The organism is Aeromicrobium senzhongii, assembly GCF_014334735.1.
GTDB classification, from domain to species: domain Bacteria; phylum Actinomycetota; class Actinomycetes; order Propionibacteriales; family Nocardioidaceae; genus Aeromicrobium; species Aeromicrobium senzhongii.
Genome location: NZ_CP060587.1, coordinates 1,227,501 through 1,242,023, shown reverse-complemented (window position 1 = coordinate 1,242,023; position 14,523 = coordinate 1,227,501). Strand labels below are relative to the sequence as shown.

General features: G+C 71.6%; 15 protein-coding genes. 3 read left to right on the top strand and 12 right to left on the bottom strand.

Annotation, left to right across the window (positions count from 1 at the left end):
- Nucleotides 1–56 precede the first annotated feature (56 nt).
- Nucleotides 57–743 (top strand): transcriptional repressor LexA, encoded by a 687-nt coding sequence (gene lexA, locus H9L21_RS06265; protein ID WP_154595237.1) that lies wholly within the window; start codon nt 57–59, stop codon nt 741–743.
- Nucleotides 744–752: 9 nt separating this feature from the next.
- On the opposite strand, the gene galE is transcribed toward lexA, so the two are convergent.
- From galE to trpC, 10 genes are all read right to left on the bottom strand, one after another.
- A complete protein-coding gene (gene galE / locus H9L21_RS06260) occupies nt 753–1,721 on the bottom strand; it encodes a UDP-glucose 4-epimerase GalE (RefSeq protein WP_154595238.1) in 969 nt (322 codons plus the stop codon).
- Between the two features lie 44 nt (nt 1,722–1,765).
- A complete protein-coding gene (locus tag H9L21_RS06255; RefSeq protein WP_154595239.1) occupies nt 1,766–3,508 on the bottom strand; it encodes an MSCRAMM family protein in 1,743 nt (580 codons plus the stop codon).
- 41 nt (nt 3,509–3,549) lie between these two features.
- The gene (locus tag H9L21_RS06250; protein ID WP_154595240.1) at nt 3,550–5,499 is read right to left on the bottom strand and encodes an ATP-dependent DNA helicase; all 1,950 of its coding nucleotides are present in this window, start codon (nt 5,497–5,499) and stop codon (nt 3,550–3,552) included.
- Between the two features lie 74 nt (nt 5,500–5,573).
- On the bottom strand, nt 5,574–6,989 hold the full coding sequence (hflX, locus tag H9L21_RS06245; RefSeq protein ID WP_154595241.1) for a GTPase HflX: 1,416 nt from the start codon (nt 6,987–6,989) through the stop codon (nt 5,574–5,576).
- Nucleotides 6,986–7,798 (bottom strand): diaminopimelate epimerase, encoded by an 813-nt coding sequence (gene dapF / locus H9L21_RS06240; RefSeq protein ID WP_154595242.1) that lies wholly within the window; start codon nt 7,796–7,798, stop codon nt 6,986–6,988. The genes hflX and dapF overlap by 4 nt, the downstream gene beginning before the upstream one ends.
- Before the next feature lie 9 nt (nt 7,799–7,807).
- Nucleotides 7,808–8,710 (bottom strand): tRNA (adenosine(37)-N6)-dimethylallyltransferase MiaA, encoded by a 903-nt coding sequence (gene miaA / locus H9L21_RS06235; RefSeq protein WP_154595243.1) that lies wholly within the window; start codon nt 8,708–8,710, stop codon nt 7,808–7,810.
- Between the two features lie 22 nt (nt 8,711–8,732).
- Nucleotides 8,733–9,557 carry a prolipoprotein diacylglyceryl transferase gene (lgt, locus tag H9L21_RS06230; RefSeq protein ID WP_154595244.1) on the bottom strand — a complete coding sequence of 275 codons (825 nt, stop codon included), beginning with the start codon at nt 9,555–9,557 and terminating at the stop codon, nt 8,733–8,735.
- A 1-nt stretch (nt 9,558) separates the two neighbouring features.
- Nucleotides 9,559–10,356: a tryptophan synthase subunit alpha gene (gene trpA, locus H9L21_RS06225; protein WP_154595245.1), complete on the bottom strand. Its 798-nt coding sequence runs from the start codon at nt 10,354–10,356 to the stop codon at nt 9,559–9,561.
- Nucleotides 10,353–11,600: a tryptophan synthase subunit beta gene (gene trpB, locus H9L21_RS06220; protein WP_154595246.1), complete on the bottom strand. Its 1,248-nt coding sequence runs from the start codon at nt 11,598–11,600 to the stop codon at nt 10,353–10,355. Before trpB ends, trpA begins: the two co-directional genes overlap by 4 nt.
- Nucleotides 11,601–11,637: 37 nt before the next feature.
- The gene (gene trpC, locus H9L21_RS06215; protein ID WP_154595247.1) at nt 11,638–12,453 is read right to left on the bottom strand and encodes an indole-3-glycerol phosphate synthase TrpC; all 816 of its coding nucleotides are present in this window, start codon (nt 12,451–12,453) and stop codon (nt 11,638–11,640) included.
- A gap of 149 nt (nt 12,454–12,602) precedes the next feature.
- Here trpC and H9L21_RS06210 point away from each other — a divergent pair, with 149 nt between their 5' ends.
- Nucleotides 12,603–13,460, top strand: a complete 858-nt coding sequence (locus H9L21_RS06210; protein WP_154595248.1) for a hypothetical protein — start codon at nt 12,603–12,605, stop codon at nt 13,458–13,460.
- A gap of 55 nt (nt 13,461–13,515) precedes the next feature.
- Nucleotides 13,516–13,857, top strand: coding sequence for a hypothetical protein (locus tag H9L21_RS06205; RefSeq protein ID WP_154595249.1), 342 nt, complete (start codon nt 13,516–13,518; stop codon nt 13,855–13,857).
- A 22-nt stretch (nt 13,858–13,879) separates the two neighbouring features.
- Here the strand turns inward: H9L21_RS06205 and H9L21_RS06200 are convergent, their stop codons facing one another.
- Nucleotides 13,880–14,230, bottom strand: a complete 351-nt coding sequence (locus H9L21_RS06200; RefSeq protein WP_222865863.1) for a DUF2752 domain-containing protein — start codon at nt 14,228–14,230, stop codon at nt 13,880–13,882.
- A gap of 74 nt (nt 14,231–14,304) precedes the next feature.
- Nucleotides 14,305–14,505 (bottom strand): HGxxPAAW family protein, encoded by a 201-nt coding sequence (locus H9L21_RS06195; protein ID WP_154595251.1) that lies wholly within the window; start codon nt 14,503–14,505, stop codon nt 14,305–14,307.
- Between the last annotated feature and the right edge of the window lie 18 nt (nt 14,506–14,523).

Genomic DNA, 14,523 nt, shown 5'->3' with positions numbered 1-14,523 from the left:
CACGCCGTATCGAACACCTGTTTGATCCCACCGCCCGCCCCGGCTACGGTCGTCCCATGAGCGAGAACCTGGACGAACCGGTCGACCTGACCGGACTGACCAAGCGCCAACGTCGCATCCTGGTGTTCCTCAAGGAGCACATCGAGGCCCAGGGGTACCCGCCCAGCATGCGCGAGGTCGGCGCCGCCTGTGACCTGGCCAGCACGTCCTCGGTCTCGCACCAGTTGCGGATGCTCGAGCGCAAGGGGTTCATCCGCCGCGATCCCCACCGCCCGCGGGCCCTGGAGATCTACCTGCCCGACTCCAAGCCGGCGATGCGCGCCCGCCCGGCCGACCACGATGAGACCGACAGCGGCGACGCGGCTCCCGAGCCGGCCTACGTGCCCATGGTCGGTCGGATCGCGGCCGGCGGTCCGATCCTGGCCGAGCAGCGCGTCGAGGAGGTCATGCCGCTCCCGCGCTCGCTGGTCGGCGACGGCACGCTCTTCCTGCTCGAGGTCAAGGGCGACTCGATGATCGACGCCGCGATCTGCGACGGCGACTACGTCGTGATCCGCCAGCAGCAGGTCGCCGAGAACGGCGAGATGGTCGCCGCCATGATCGACGGCGAGGCGACGGTCAAGACGCTCAGCCGTCGCGACGGCCAGGTCTGGCTGCTGCCGCAGAACCCTGCCTACGACCCGATCGACGGCACCGACGCCCAGATCATCGGCAAGGTCACCGCAGTCCTGCGCCGGGTCTGACGGGGCGGGTCAGGCCGTCGCGTCGCCGGGCCGCGCCCGCCAGGCGCTGGCCACCATGTCGTCGAGCGTGTGCCGCATCTTCCAGTCCAGGTCGCGCGTGGCGCGCTCCCCCGACGCGACGATGCGCGCCGGGTCCCCGGGGCGGCGGTCCGCCTCCTCGGGCTCGAAGTCCACACCGGTCGCGGTCGCGACGGCCTGCATGATCTGACGGACCGAGACGCCGTCGCCGCTGCCCAGGTTGTAGACCGGCTCCAGCTCGTCGCCGTCCAGCAACCGCCGCACTGCGGTGACGTGCGCCTCCGCCAGGTCGGCGACGTGCACGTAGTCACGCACGCACGTGCCGTCGGGCGTCGGGTAGTCGGTGCCGTTGATCCGCGGTCGCTCGCCCCGACTCAGCGCACGGATGACCAGCGGGAACAGGTTGTGCGGGCTCGAGTCGTACAGGTCCGGCTCACCGGAGCCGACGACGTTGAAGTACCGCAGCGACGTGTGGCGCAGACCGGTGGCCACCGCCTGGTCGCGGATCATCCACTCCCCCACCAGCTTCGACTCGCCGTAGGGCGACTCCGGGCCGGTCGGCGTGTCCTCGGTGACCAGATCGATGTCGGTCGTGCCGTAGACCGCCGCGGAGCTGGAGAACACGATCGCCCCGATGCCCAGCTCGGCCATCGCCTCCAGGAGGCTCAGCGTGCCCCCGACGTTCTGCTGCCAGGTGTGCACCGGCCGCTCGACCGACACCCCTGCGTACTTGAAGCCGGCCAGGTGGATGACGGCGTCGATGCGGTGCCGCGAGAGCTGCTCGACGAGGCCCTTCGTGTCGAGGATCGAGAGGTCGATGAAGGGCACCTCGGGCCGGACGAAGTCGCGATGCCCGCTGGACAGGTCGTCGACGACGACCGAGTCCAGGCCCGCCCGTTCGAGCGCCCGAACGACGTGCGCACCGATGTAGCCGGCCCCACCAGTCACCAGAATCGCCATGAATCCAGCGTAGGGCGACTGGTCGCCCGGACCGGCCCCCGGGGTCACTGACGGAAGGTCAGCGTCCCCACGGACTTGTTCTTGCCGCGCTTGACCGTCACCGTCTTGGGACCGGAGAACGCACGCGAGATGCCGCGCCACGAATCGGCGTTCACGACGATGCGGTACCTGCCCGACGCCAGGCCGGTGACCTTGAACCTGCCGGCGCCGTCGGTCATCGCCGTGCGGTAGACCTTCTTGCCGTCGGTGGAGGTCAACCGGACCATCAGCTCGGTGCGCGGCTTGATCTTCTTCGCGGTGACGCGGCCACTGACGGATCCGCCCTTGGCGTTCTTCAGCACGACCCGCATCGACGAGCCCTTGACGTAGACCAGCTTGTACGTGCCGGCGGTGTAGGCGCGGCAGTGCTGGCGGTACATCTTGTGGTTCTTGGCCTTCCACTTCTCGAACCCGCGGTCGAGACCGTTGAAGTAGCCGTCGTTGTTCTTGTAGCGGCTCTTGTACCAGGCCGAGCAGCCCGTGCGGCGGCCGATCTCGAACCAGTAGTGGCCCTCGCCCAGGCTGACCTTGCGGCCCGAGCCGGCACGCACGACGTCCGAGGACAGGATCTTGCGACCCTTGGCGTACTCGCGCACCGTGAGGTACCGGTCGACCTTGGCCGAGCTGGACGGTCCCTGGTAGCCGCCGACGGCGACGCTGACCGTGGTCCGGCCGCGTCCGACGTTGTGGACGCGGTTCGCCAGGCCGGCCGCGGGCAGCGGCAGCATGCGGCCGGTGGAGGCCGTGTCGGCGCGGTTGTTCACCACGGCATGGCACGTTCCCCACGAGCGGTCGCCCGAGCCGAACCACAGCCCACCCGCCGGCTTGACGGCGTAGATCCGCGCCGTGGACGTCGGCAGGAAGCCGACCTCGTAGTTGCCGTTGCCGTTGGTCGTGGTGCGTCCGTAGACGTTCGCGCAGGACATGAAGTCCAGGTCACGCAGCACGCGCGAGGAGGAGGACCAGTACGGCGGACGGCCGACGATCGTGACCTCGGTGCCGGCGACGGGCTTGGCGCCGTTGCGCACCTGGCCCTTGATCGAGGCGTAGCGGGCGTTGGCGACGTAGCGGAACTTCTGTCCGCGGGTGACCTTGATCGCGGTGCCCGCGCCCATGTCGCGCGCTCCACCGGCGAAGCCGCCGATGCCGTTGCCGCGCCACCACCACGAGCGGCGCTCGCCGCCGGAGGTGCCGACGACGTGCAGCTTGTACGTGGCCGACGCGCCGTTGTTGGCGCCCATCGCCACGCGGAAGGAGAACCGGCCGCCGTTGCGCTCGACGTCATTGACGGTGGAGACCAGGACGTTGCGGTTGCGCGACCCGATGCGCCACAGCTCGACCTTCACACCACTGGCGCCGGCGCCGCTGGCGCGGGAGACCGTGCCCGAGATGGTGCCGTACGCGACCTTCGCCTCCTGATGGATGCGCTTCGGGGAGGCGCCGGTCATCCGCAGCACGGCGGAGGGACGGGCCTTCCACCCGGTGTTGCGGAAGGTGACCCATCGCGCGGACCGGGCCTTGACCTTGAAGCTGCGCTTCTGGGCCGCGGCTCCCTCGACGTAGACCGTGCCCGAGCACGCCTTCTTCTTGGTGCAGCGGGCCCAGACCGAGCCGTAGCCGGCCTCGCTCATGGCGACGACGGAGGTCTTGGTCGACAAACCCGCCGCCTGGGCGGGCGCGATGCTGACGATGAGAGATCCGACGAGCGCCACGAAGGCAGCGGCGAGCGAAGGAAGGCGGAACGGCATGGGATCCCCGAGGTGTTGAACGATGAGTCCGGGCCACGGTATCAAACTGCGGCGGAATTCCCGTCCTTCGCCGCAGCGTCGAGTCGCCGCAGTGCCGCAGTGACCACGGCCCGGTCCGTCGTGCGCCACAGGGGCGGCAGGGACGACGCCAGGAAGCCGCCGTACCGCGCGGTCACGAGGCGCGGGTCCAGGACCGCGACGACCCCCCGGTCGGTCGAGCGTCGGATCAGTCGGCCGACGCCCTGCGCCAACAGCAGCGCCGCGTGCTGGGCCGCGACCTGCATGAAGCCGTTGCCGCCGCGACGCTCGACCAGTCGCTGCCGGGCGCTGCTCAGCGGATCGTCCGGCCGAGGGAACGGGATGCGGTCGATGATGACCAGGGTGCAGGTGTCGCCGGGGAGGTCGACGCCCTGCCACAGGCTCAGCGTCCCGAACAGGCAGGCGCTGGGATCCTCGGCGAAGCGGCGGGCCAGCTCGGGCAGCTGCGCGTCGCCCTGGCACCACACGTCGAGGTCGGGCAACGACGCGCGCACGTACTCGGCGGCCTTCTCGGCCCCGCGGCGGGACGAGAACAGGCCGAGCGTCCGCCCGCCGGCGGCCTTGATCAGCGCCGTGATCTCGCCGAGCTGCTCGGCGTCGGCACCGTCGCGACCCGGCGGCGGCAGGTGCTTGGCGACGTAGAGGATCCCCTGGCGCGTGTAGTCGAACGGCGAGCCGACGTCGAGCCCGGTCCAGTCCGACCCCTGCAGGTCCAGCCCCAGGGAGGCCGCGACCGGCCCGAAGGACCCACCGAGGGTCAAGGTCGCACTGGTCAGCACGACCGTCTTCTCGCCGAAGAGCTTCTCGCGCAGCGCGCCGGAGACGTCGATGGGCGCGATCTTCAGGTGCAGGCCGCTGCGACCCTCCCCGAGCCACAGGACCTCGGTCTCGCGACCGGCGGCCATCCGCTCGGCGACCAGGCGGACGTCCTCGATCGTGCTGCGTGCCTGCTGGCGTCCCGGGTCGGCGTCCTCGCCCTTCTCCTTGGTGAAGTTCGAGAAGCACGCGCGGGCGCTGTCGCGCACCAGCGCGAGCGCTCCGGCCAGCGCGGGCTCGATCGCGTCGATGCGGCCGGGCTGGACATGGGTGAGCGCGTCGGCCAGCGCATCGGCGGCGTCGCTGAGGTCGTCGGCCGTTCCGGCGTCGTCGAGATACGGCCGGGCCCGCCGCGCGGCCCGCTCGATGAGACCCGGGTCGAGCTCGTCGGTGGATGCCTGCGTGACCCGAGCCGCCAGCTCGTGCGCCTCGTCGACCACCACGGCATCGAACTCCGGCAGCATCGGCACGCCCTCGATCGCGTCGATCGCGAGCATCGCGTGGTTGGTGACCACGACGTGGGCCTTCGAGGCGTCCTCGCGGGCCCGCTCGGCGAAGCACTCGGTGGCGTACTCGCAGCGGGACGCGCCCAGGCACTCGCGTGACGTGACGCTCACCTGGCGCCAGGCGCGGTCGCCGTGGGTCGGGGCGCCGTCGCGGTCACCCTGGTGTCCGCCCTCGGCCTGCTCCTCGGCCCACTCGCGCAGCTTCACGACCTCGGCGCCCAGGGAGCCCTCGGGCACCTCGACGAGGATCCCCTGCTCGTCCGGCGCGCCCATGCGGACCCGGTGCAGGCAGGCGTAGTTGGCACGGCCCTTGAGGACAGCGTGGTGGGGCACCGTGTCCATCGTGTCCCGGGCGGCCTCCTTGAGGGCCGGGATGTCGCGCTCGACCAGCTGGTGCTGCAGGTTCAGGGTGGCGGTCGCGACGACGACGCGCTTGTCGTGCAGCAGCGCGGGCACGAGGTAGCCCAGCGACTTGCCGGTGCCGGTGCCGGCCTGGACCAGGAGGTGGCGCTCGTCGCGCAGCGCCTGCGCCACGGCCTCGGCCATGGCGACCTGGCCGGGCCGCTCGGAGCCGCCCACGGAGGCGACCGCGGCGGCCAGGACATCGGTCACGGCGGGGCGGGAGGGCATGAGCGAACGCTACCCGGCCACGACAGGCGCGGGAGCACCGATCCACAGTGCGGCGCCGCCGCGCCGGTGTGCTCTCAGTGGTCGGCCGAGGCGAACGGGGCCAGCTCGGCGGCCAGCTCCGGGTGGGCCCGCGCGACGACGTGGGTGCCGTCGGCCACGTGCTCGAGGACCTCGATCTCGGCGTGCAGGTGCAGCTGGTTGACCAGGTCGCCGCGCGAGTAGGGCACGACCGCGTCCACGAGCACCTCGGGAACGGGCAGGTCGGCCTCGATGGCGCTGAGCAGCTCGTCCATCCCCTCGCCCGTGCGTGCGCTGACGACGACCGCGTGCGGCTCACGCGCCAGCAGTCCCTTGAGCACGAGCGGGTCCGCCGCGTCGGCCTTGTTGATCACGATGATCTCGGGCACGCCGAGCGCGCCGACCTCGGAGAAGACCTCGCGCACCGCGCTGATCTGACCCTCGGGATCGGGGTGCGAGCCATCGACGACGTGCAGGATCAGATCGGATTCGGCCACCTCCTCCAGCGTCGAGCGGAACGCCTCGACCAGCTGGTGCGGCAGGTGCCGGACGAAGCCGACCGTGTCCGAGAGCGTGTACACGCGCCCGTCCGACGTCTCGGCCCGGCGCGTGGTGGGATCCAGGGTCGCGAACAGCGCGTCCTCGACCAGCACGCCGGCTCCGGTCAGCCGGTTGAGCAGGCTCGACTTGCCCGCATTCGTGTACCCCGCGATGGCCACCGAGGGGATCTTGTTGCGCCGGCGCTCGGCCTTCTTGGTCTCGCGCGTGCCGCGCAGCTCCTTGAGCTCGCGGCGCAGCTTGGCGATACGGGCCTGGATGCGTCGGCGGTCGGTCTCGAGCTTGGTCTCACCGGGGCCACGGCCACCGATGCCCTCGCCCCCGGCGGCCTGGCCGCCGGCCTGACGCGACAGGTTGCCGCCCCAGCCGCGCAGGCGCTGGGTCTGGTACTGCAGCTGGGCCAGCTCGACCTGGGCCTTGCCCTCGGCGCTCTTGGCGTGCTGGGCGAAGATGTCCAGGATCAGCGCCACGCGGTCGACGACCTTGACCTTGACCCGGTCCTCGAGGTTGCGCAGCTGGCTCGGCGCGAGCTCGCCGTCGCAGATCACGGTGTCGGCCCCCGTGGCGCGGACGGCCTCGCGGAGCTCCTCGACCTTGCCGCTGCCGATGTAGGTGGCCGGGTCGGGCTTCTGGCGACGCTGGATCAGGGCGTCCAGCACCTCCGAGCCCGCGGTCTCGGCGAGCGCCTTGAGCTCGGTCAGCGAGTTCTCGGCGTCCTCGACGGTGCCCTCGTTCCAGACCCCCACCAGCACGACCCGCTCGAGTCGCAGCTGGCGGTACTCGACCTCGCTGATGTCCTCCAGCTCGGTCGACAGGCCCGCGACGCGGCGCAGCGACGACCGGTCCTGCAGGTCCATCTCACCGCGGTCGAGCTCGTGCTCGGGGACCTCGTCGGGTCGGTTCTGGTCGGTCATGCGCTCCACTCCATCGTGCCGCCGGCGACGATCACGGCCGGGCCGGTCAGCACCGTGCGGTCGGGTGAGACGGTCACGTGCAACGTACCGCCGGGGACGTCGACGCGGTAGGTCGCCGGTCCGCTCTGGCGGTCGGCCTTGGCGGTGGCGATCGCCGTCGCGCAGGCGCCGGTGCCGCACGACCGGGTCTCGCCCGAGCCTCGTTCGTGCACGCGCATCGCCACGTGCTGCGGGGCCAGGCGCTGGACGAACTCGACGTTCACGCCCTCGGGGAACACCGCCTCGTCGTGACGGGGCGGCTCGGTCAGCGCGCCGGCGTCGGCCAAGGAGTCGACGAAGGCCACCGCGTGCGGGTTGCCGGTGTGGACCTCGAGGGCCTCCCACGTGCGGTCGTCCGCGCTGACCTTGGTGTGGCCGCCGGTGGTCCAGGCGCCCATGTCGACCGAGAGCTCGTCGCCGACGACCGACAGGAACTTGAGTCCGTCACGGGTGTCGATCGGGAACTCGGGACCCTCGACGAGGCCCTGCTCGAGCAGATGGCGGGCGAAGACACGGATCCCGTTGCCGCACATCTGACTCAGGGAGCCGTCGGCGTTGCGGTAGTCCATGAACCACTCGGCGGGCGAGTTGTGCCCCAGCGCGGTGCACCGGATGACGCGCATGACGCCGTCGGCGCCGATGCCCCGGCGCCGGTCGCACAGGGCCGCCACGAAGGCCGGATCGAGGTCGCCGTGCACCGTGCCGTCGTGGTCGGGCAGCAACACGAAGTCGTTCTCGGTGCCATGACCCTTGAACCACGCGAATTCCATGGGCCCAGCCTACGGGGAGCCGACGAGGGACACCGCCCGCGCGAGCAGGTCGGGGGCGTCGAAGGGCAACCAGTGGATCCGCGGGTCCTTGCGCATCATCCGATCCTGGCGCCGGGCGAAGCGCCGCGTGCCGGCCTTCGTCTCGGCCCGGGCCTCGTCCTCGGAGATCTCGCCGGCCAGGAAGGCCAGCACCTGCTGGTAGCCCAGGGCCCGCGAGGCGGTCGGCGATCCGGCCAGCCCGGGCAGGGAGCGGACCTCCTCGACGAGTCCGTCGGCCCACATCTGGTCGACGCGGGCGTCGATGCGCGCGTCCAGGACGTCGCGAGGGACGTCCAGGCCGATCATCGCGACGTGGGGGTAGATCGAGACGGCCGGGGGCATGGTCGCCATGAACGGCTGGCCGGTCAGCTCGCCGACCTCGAGCGCCCGGACGATCCGCCGGCCGTTGGTGGGCAGGATCGCCGCGGCCGCCGGCGGGTCGCGGCGCGCCAGCTCGGCGTGCAGCGCCTCGGGGCCGATCTCGTCCAGTCGGGCCGCCCAGCGCTCCCGCACCTGGGGGTCCGTGCCGGGGAAGTCCAGGGGGTCGAGCACCGCCCGCACGTAGAGCGACGAGCCGCCCACCAGGATCGGCAGCCGGCCACGGTCCCGGATGTCGTCGATCGCGGCACGGGCCCACTGCTGGAACTGCGAGACGTTCGCCTCGTCGGTGACCTCGAGGACGTCGAGCAGGTGGTGGGGCACCCCGCCCCGCTCCGCCGGGGTGGCCTTGGCGCTGCCGATGTCCATCCCGCGGTACAGCTGCACCGAGTCGGCGTTGACGACCTCGCCGTCCAGCTCCTGCGCCAGGGCGACCGAGAGCCCGGTCTTGCCCGACGCCGTCGGGCCGACGATCGCGACCACGGGACGGCTCATGGGTCCAGTCTTCCAGCCCTGGTCAGGCGCTGGCGTCGACCGGCTCGTCCCGGTACCGCCGTCGCGCCCACAGGAAGTACGCCAGTCCCCCGCAGAACACGATGATCGAGGTCCACACGTTCAGGCGGAACGGACCCAGGTGGTTCACCGTGTCGATGCGCAGCATCTCGATCCAGCCGCGGCCCAGCGTGTAGAGCATCACGTAGAGCGCGAAGACCTGGCCGTGCGCGAGCTTCAGGCGACGCTCCAGCCACACCAGCAGCGCGGCCGCGGCGAGGTTCCACAGCGCCTCGTAGAGGAACGTGGGGTGGAACGTGGCGAACTGCTCGTACCCGTCGGGGCGGAACTGCCGGTCGATCTCCAGGCCCCAGGGCTGCGTCGTCGGCTTCCCGAAGAGCTCCTGGTTGAAGTAGTTGCCGAAGCGGCCGATGGCCTGGGCCACGAGGAGCCCGGGCGCCAGGGCGTCGGCCATCTTCAGGAAGTCGATGTCGTACCGGCGGCAGGCGATCCACGCGCCCACGCCGCCGAACGCGACGGCGCCCCAGATCCCGAGGCCGCCCTCCCAGATCTTGAGGGCGTCCAACGGGTCGCGGCCCGCGCCGAAGTAGAGCTCGGCGTCGGTCAGGACGTGGTAGATCCGGCCGCCGATGATCCCGAACGGGATGGCCCAGATGGCGATGTCGCCGATGGCGCCCGCCCGGCCTCCGCGCGCGACGAACCGGCGCTCGGCGATGAAGATCGCCGCGACGGCTCCGACAATGATGCACAGCGCGTACGCGCGCAGCGGGAACGGGCCGAGGTGCCAGACCGCCTGGTCCGGGGACGGGATGTACGACGCGATGGTCATGTCAGTCCCGCTCGACGCCGGCCCGCAGCTCGGCCGCGAGCTCGCGCAGGGAGGCCAGGGCGGACGCCTCGTCCGGCTGGTCGAGCAGGCACCGCACGAGAGCCGATCCGACGATGACCGCGTCGGCGAACTCGGCGATCTCGTGGGCCTGGGCACCGTTGCTGACGCCGAGTCCCACGCCGACGGGCTTGTCGGTGACCTTGCGCAGTCGCGCGACCAGCTCGGGCGCGAGGCTGCTGGTCTGCGCGCGCTGGCCGGTGACGCCCATGACCGCCGTGGCGTAGATGAAGCCGCTGGCCGCGTCCGCCGTCATCGCGAGGCGCTCGTCGGTGGACGACGGCGACACGAGGTACACGCGGTCGAGGTCGTGGGCCCGCGAGGCGCGCTCCCACTCGATGCCCTCGTCGGGGATCAGGTCGGGCGTGATGAGGCCCGCTCCCCCGGCGGCCGCCAGATCGGCGGCGAACCGGTCGACGCCGCGACGCTCGACCGGGTTCCAGTAGGTCATGACGACCGTCGGCGCACCGGTGGCGGCAGACGCCTCGACGACACGGAACACGTCGTCGACGCGGGTGCCGTTGACCAGGGCGGCCTCGGCGGCCGCCTGGATCGTGGGTCCGTCCATCACCGGATCGCTGTACGGCAGGCCGACCTCGACCAGGTCGACGCCGCCCTCGACCAACGCCTGGATCGCGGCGATCGAGACGTCGACCGTCGGGAAGCCGGCGGGCAGGTAGCCGACCAGGGCGGCGCGGTTCTCGGACCGGGTGCGCTCGAAGAGGTCGTCGATCACGGTCATCGGTCGGTCTCCGCCCGGTCGTTCTCGTCCAACAGCCCGAAGTACTTCGCGGCGGTGTGCACGTCCTTGTCGCCGCGGCCCGAGAGGTTCACCAGGATCGTGGCGTCCGGGCCCATCTCCTCGGCGAGCATGATGGCGCCCGCCAGCGCGTGCGAGGACTCGATCGCGGGGATGATGCCCTCGGTCTTGCACAGCAGGTCGAACGCGGCCATCGCCTGCGCATCGGTCGCGGGCCGGTACTGGGCCCGGCCGATGTCGGCCAGGTGGGCGTGCTCGGGGCCGACGCCCGGGTAGTCCAGGCCGGCGCTGATCGAGTGCGACTCGATCGTCTGCCCGTCCTCGTCCTGCAGCAGGAACGAGCGGGCGCCGTGCAGGACGCCGACCTCGCCCGCGGTGATCGTGGCGGCGTGACGCCCCGTCTCGAAGCCGTCACCGCCGGCCTCGATGCCGATGAGCCGGACGTTCTCGTCGGGCACGAACGCGGTGAACAGCCCGATCGCGTTCGAGCCGCCGCCGACGCACGCGACCGCGGCGTCGGGCAGCGTGCCCAGCAGCTCCAGGCACTGGGCCCGGGCCTCGTCGCCGATGCCGCGGGTCAGCTCGCGCACCATCGTGGGGAACGGGTGCGGGCCGGCCGCGGTTCCGAAGAGGTAGTGCGTCGTGTCGACCGTGGTGACCCAGTCGCGCAGGGCCTCGTTGATCGCGTCCTTGAGGGTCGCGCTGCCGGTGGTGACCGGGATGACCTCGGCGCCCAGCATCTGCATGCGGGCGACGTTGAGCGCCTGGCGCTCGGTGTCGACCTTGCCCATGTAGACCGTGCAGTCCAGGTCGAGGTAGGCGCAGGCGGTGGCCGAGGCGACACCGTGCTGACCGGCACCGGTCTCGGCGATGCAGCGCGGCTTGCCGATCCGCTTGGCCAGGAGCGCCTGACCGATGACGTTGCGGATCTTGTGGGCGCCGGTGTGGTTCAGGTCCTCGCGCTTGAGCAGGATGCGCGCGCCCACGGCCCGCGAGAAGCGGTGCGCCTCGTAGAGCGGGCTGGGGACGTTGGCGTACTCGCGCAGCATCCGGTCGAGCTCGCCCCGGAAGGTGGGGTCGGCCTGGGCGGCCTCCCACTCGCGGGTGATCTCGTCGAGGGGGGCGATGAGCGCCTCGGGCATGAACCGGCCGCCGAAGCGGCCGAAGTGGCCGGGGCCGTCGGGAAGAGCCGATCGCGACCGCGATCGGTCGGGAGTGTCAGTCATGGTCGTCCTGGGTGAGAGATGGTGTGCCGGCGCGGTTTCAGCTCGGCTGCCATCGGTGCTGCAAGGCCGGGTGCTGACCGGCCGCGACGAGGTCCGCGACGGTGGCGCGGGGGTCGTCGCCCTTGACCAGGGTCTCGCCGACGAGCACCACGTTGGCGCCGGAGCGAGCGTACTCGATCACGTCGTGCGGACCGCGCACACCGGACTCGGCGACCTTGACGACCGAGTCGGGGATCTGCGGGGCGAGCCGCTCGAAGGTGCCACGGTCGACCTCGAGGGTCTTGAGATTGCGCGCGTTCACGCCGATGAGGTCGGCGTCGGCCTCCACGGCTCGCTCGACCTCGGCCTCGTCGTGGACCTCGACCAACGGCGTCAGCCCCATCGAGCGGGCCCGGTCGATCAGCGAGGCGAGCGCGTTCTGGTCGAGGGCGGCCACGATCAGCAGGGCCATGTCGGCACCGGCGGCGCGGGCCTCCCAGAGCTGGTACGACGTCGTGATGAAGTCCTTGCGCAGCACCGGGACGTCGACGCGCGCCCGGACGGCGCGCAGATCGGCGAGGGTGCCGTTGAAGCGACGCTGCTCGGTGAGCACGCTGATGGCGGCGGCGCCACCGGAGGCGTAGTCGCCGGCCAGCTCGGCCGGGTCCTTGATGTCGGCCAGGGCGCCCTTGCTCGGACTCGCCCGCTTGACCTCGGCGATCACCGACACGCCGTCGGCGCGGAAGGCCGGCATCGGGTCGAGCGCCGGCGGCTGCTTGGCCGCCTGTTGCTTGAGCTCATCCAGGCCGACCCGAGCCTGACGCTCGGCCAGGTCCTCGGCCGCGCCGGCGAGGATGTCGTCGAGTACGGACATCGCACTGTCCCTTCCCCTGTTCGGTCTCGGCTCCGAACCGACCACCAGCGTATAGCCGGTGGCACACAAAGCGGCACGCACCCTCCGTTTCAGGACGAGTCGACGGCGGCGCGGTGTACGTCGCGGGAGATCATCCCTAGGCTCGGCGCATGTCGACCCACGAGCCGCCCACCGGACCCGAGCCCCAGGACCCGGACCAGCCGGTCCCGCCGCCCCCGCCCTCGTACGGCAGCACGTATCCCCCGCCTCCGGGCGACGGTCCCGGTGCCGGCTCCGGGGGCTACCCGCCTCCACCCGGCGCGGGCGGCGGCTACGGGTCCGGCGGGTATCCGCCCCCGCCCCCGAGCGGCCCGGGTTACGTGCAGCCGTTCAGCGCCACCGACGCGATCGGCTACGGATTCACCAAGTTCGGGTCCAACGCCGGCCAGTGGCTCCTCGCCGGCCTGGCGATCGTCCTCGTGTCGATGGCCTTCAGCGTCCTGAGCTGGATCGTGCAGCCCGACGACCTGAGCGACAGCAACCCGTTCGCCGCGCTCAACCTCGGCGGTGCGGTGGTCAACCTGCTCTCGACCCTGGTCGGGTACCTCATCACGGCCTACGTCTACCGGGGCGCCTTGGACGAGACCGAGGGCCGGCGCTTCACCATCTCGGGCATCTTCGAGCGCGTGCCGGTCGGCAACGCCATCCTCACGTCGCTGCTGGTCTCCATCGGCGTCACGATCGGCCTGCTGCTGTGCGTGGTGCCCGGCATCGTGTTCGCGTTCCTGAGCTACTTCGCGCTGCTGTTCGTGGTCGACCGGAACGAGTCCCCGATCCAGGCGATCAAGTCGAGCATCTCGCTGATCTCGGCGAACGTCGGGTCGTCGCTGCTGCTGGCGCTGCTGTCGATCCTGATCCTGATCGTGGGCATCTGCCTGTGCTTCGTGGGACTGTTCGTGGCCTACCCCGTCACGGCCATCGCCACGGCGTACGCCTACAAGAAGTTCCAGAACCAGCCCGTTCTCTGAGCGGCCGTGGCGCGGCCGGTCCGACGGCCCGGCCGCGCCGCCCTATGCTCATCGCGTGAGCAGCTATCCCCCGCCGCCCGGCGGCCCGTCCCCGTGGGGCTACGGACAGGCCCAACCGCAGGACAACCAGGCCGTGTGGGCACTCGCCACCGCGCTCATCAGTCTGTTCGCCAGCTGCTGCTGCGGCCTGTTCTCGATCGGCGGCGGGATCGCCGCCATCGTGCTGGCCCGCGGCGCCCGGACCCGGGCACAGGAGCTCGCCGGCCCGCAGGCCGACACGACGATGGCCACCGCCGCCTTCTGGGTGGGCGTCGGGTCCATCGCCGTCGGCGTGATCTCGGGGCTGGCCGCGGCCGTCAGCATCGGCCTGGACGTGTGGCTGAACGGCTGGTCCTGACCGACAGGTCGGCCACCGGGACTCAGGGAGCGAGCCAGGCGCCCCACGGCGTCAGGCGCACGATCCCGAAGGCGACGACCGCCAACGCGGCGAACGTGACGGTCCGCGCGGACCAGGTCAGGTAGGGCGCGGGGATCGCGCGGGCTCGCCGCAGGAACCAGACCAGCCACGCCACCGAGGCCACGAGGACCAGGCTCACCGCGAACAGGTTGCTGGAGACGGCTCCGGCCACGTCGCCGCGCGTCAACAGGTTCATCGCGCGCAGACCGCCACATCCCGGACAGGGCTGACCCGTCAGGACGAGGAACGGACAGAAGCCGTACGCACCCTCGACGTGCGGGTCGCGCAGGTGCAGCAGGGCGAGCGCGCCCACTCCCGCCGCAGCGGCGATGAGCGGGGCGCGGACCAGCCGCCCGCGCGAGGCGGCCGGTGGAGTGACCGGGAGGGTCAGTGACCCTTCACCCGGTCGGAGCCGAAGCCGGCGAGGCTCATGACCTTGCCCAGGGGCAGGGCGCCCACCGCGAGGACGACACCGATCGTGAAGACGACCCAGTTCGGCTCGGGGATCAGGCCGATCCCGCCGACGAGGAAGCCGGCGAGGCTGACGAGGACGGCGGTCCAGGCGGCCGGCGACGATCCGTGCGACATGGGGTGTGCTCCTAGGGA

Bases quoted from the DNA above. Each gene is read 5' to 3' on its own strand.
- lexA (WP_154595237.1), top strand. From the start codon at position 57: ATGAGCGAGAACCTGGACGAACCGGTCGACCTGACCGGACTGACCAAG.
- galE (WP_154595238.1), bottom strand. From the start codon at position 1,721: ATGGCGATTCTGGTGACTGGTGGGGCCGGCTACATCGGTGCGCACGTC.
- H9L21_RS06255 (WP_154595239.1), bottom strand. From the start codon at position 3,508: ATGCCGTTCCGCCTTCCTTCGCTCGCCGCTGCCTTCGTGGCGCTCGTC.
- H9L21_RS06250 (WP_154595240.1), bottom strand. From the start codon at position 5,499: ATGCCCTCCCGCCCCGCCGTGACCGATGTCCTGGCCGCCGCGGTCGCC.
- hflX (WP_154595241.1), bottom strand. From the start codon at position 6,989: ATGACCGACCAGAACCGACCCGACGAGGTCCCCGAGCACGAGCTCGAC.
- dapF (WP_154595242.1), bottom strand. From the start codon at position 7,798: ATGGAATTCGCGTGGTTCAAGGGTCATGGCACCGAGAACGACTTCGTG.
- miaA (WP_154595243.1), bottom strand. From the start codon at position 8,710: ATGAGCCGTCCCGTGGTCGCGATCGTCGGCCCGACGGCGTCGGGCAAG.
- lgt (WP_154595244.1), bottom strand. From the start codon at position 9,557: ATGACCATCGCGTCGTACATCCCGTCCCCGGACCAGGCGGTCTGGCAC.
- trpA (WP_154595245.1), bottom strand. From the start codon at position 10,356: ATGACCGTGATCGACGACCTCTTCGAGCGCACCCGGTCCGAGAACCGC.
- trpB (WP_154595246.1), bottom strand. From the start codon at position 11,600: ATGACTGACACTCCCGACCGATCGCGGTCGCGATCGGCTCTTCCCGAC.
- trpC (WP_154595247.1), bottom strand. From the start codon at position 12,453: ATGTCCGTACTCGACGACATCCTCGCCGGCGCGGCCGAGGACCTGGCC.
- H9L21_RS06210 (WP_154595248.1), top strand. From the start codon at position 12,603: ATGTCGACCCACGAGCCGCCCACCGGACCCGAGCCCCAGGACCCGGAC.
- H9L21_RS06195 (WP_154595251.1), bottom strand. From the start codon at position 14,505: ATGTCGCACGGATCGTCGCCGGCCGCCTGGACCGCCGTCCTCGTCAGC.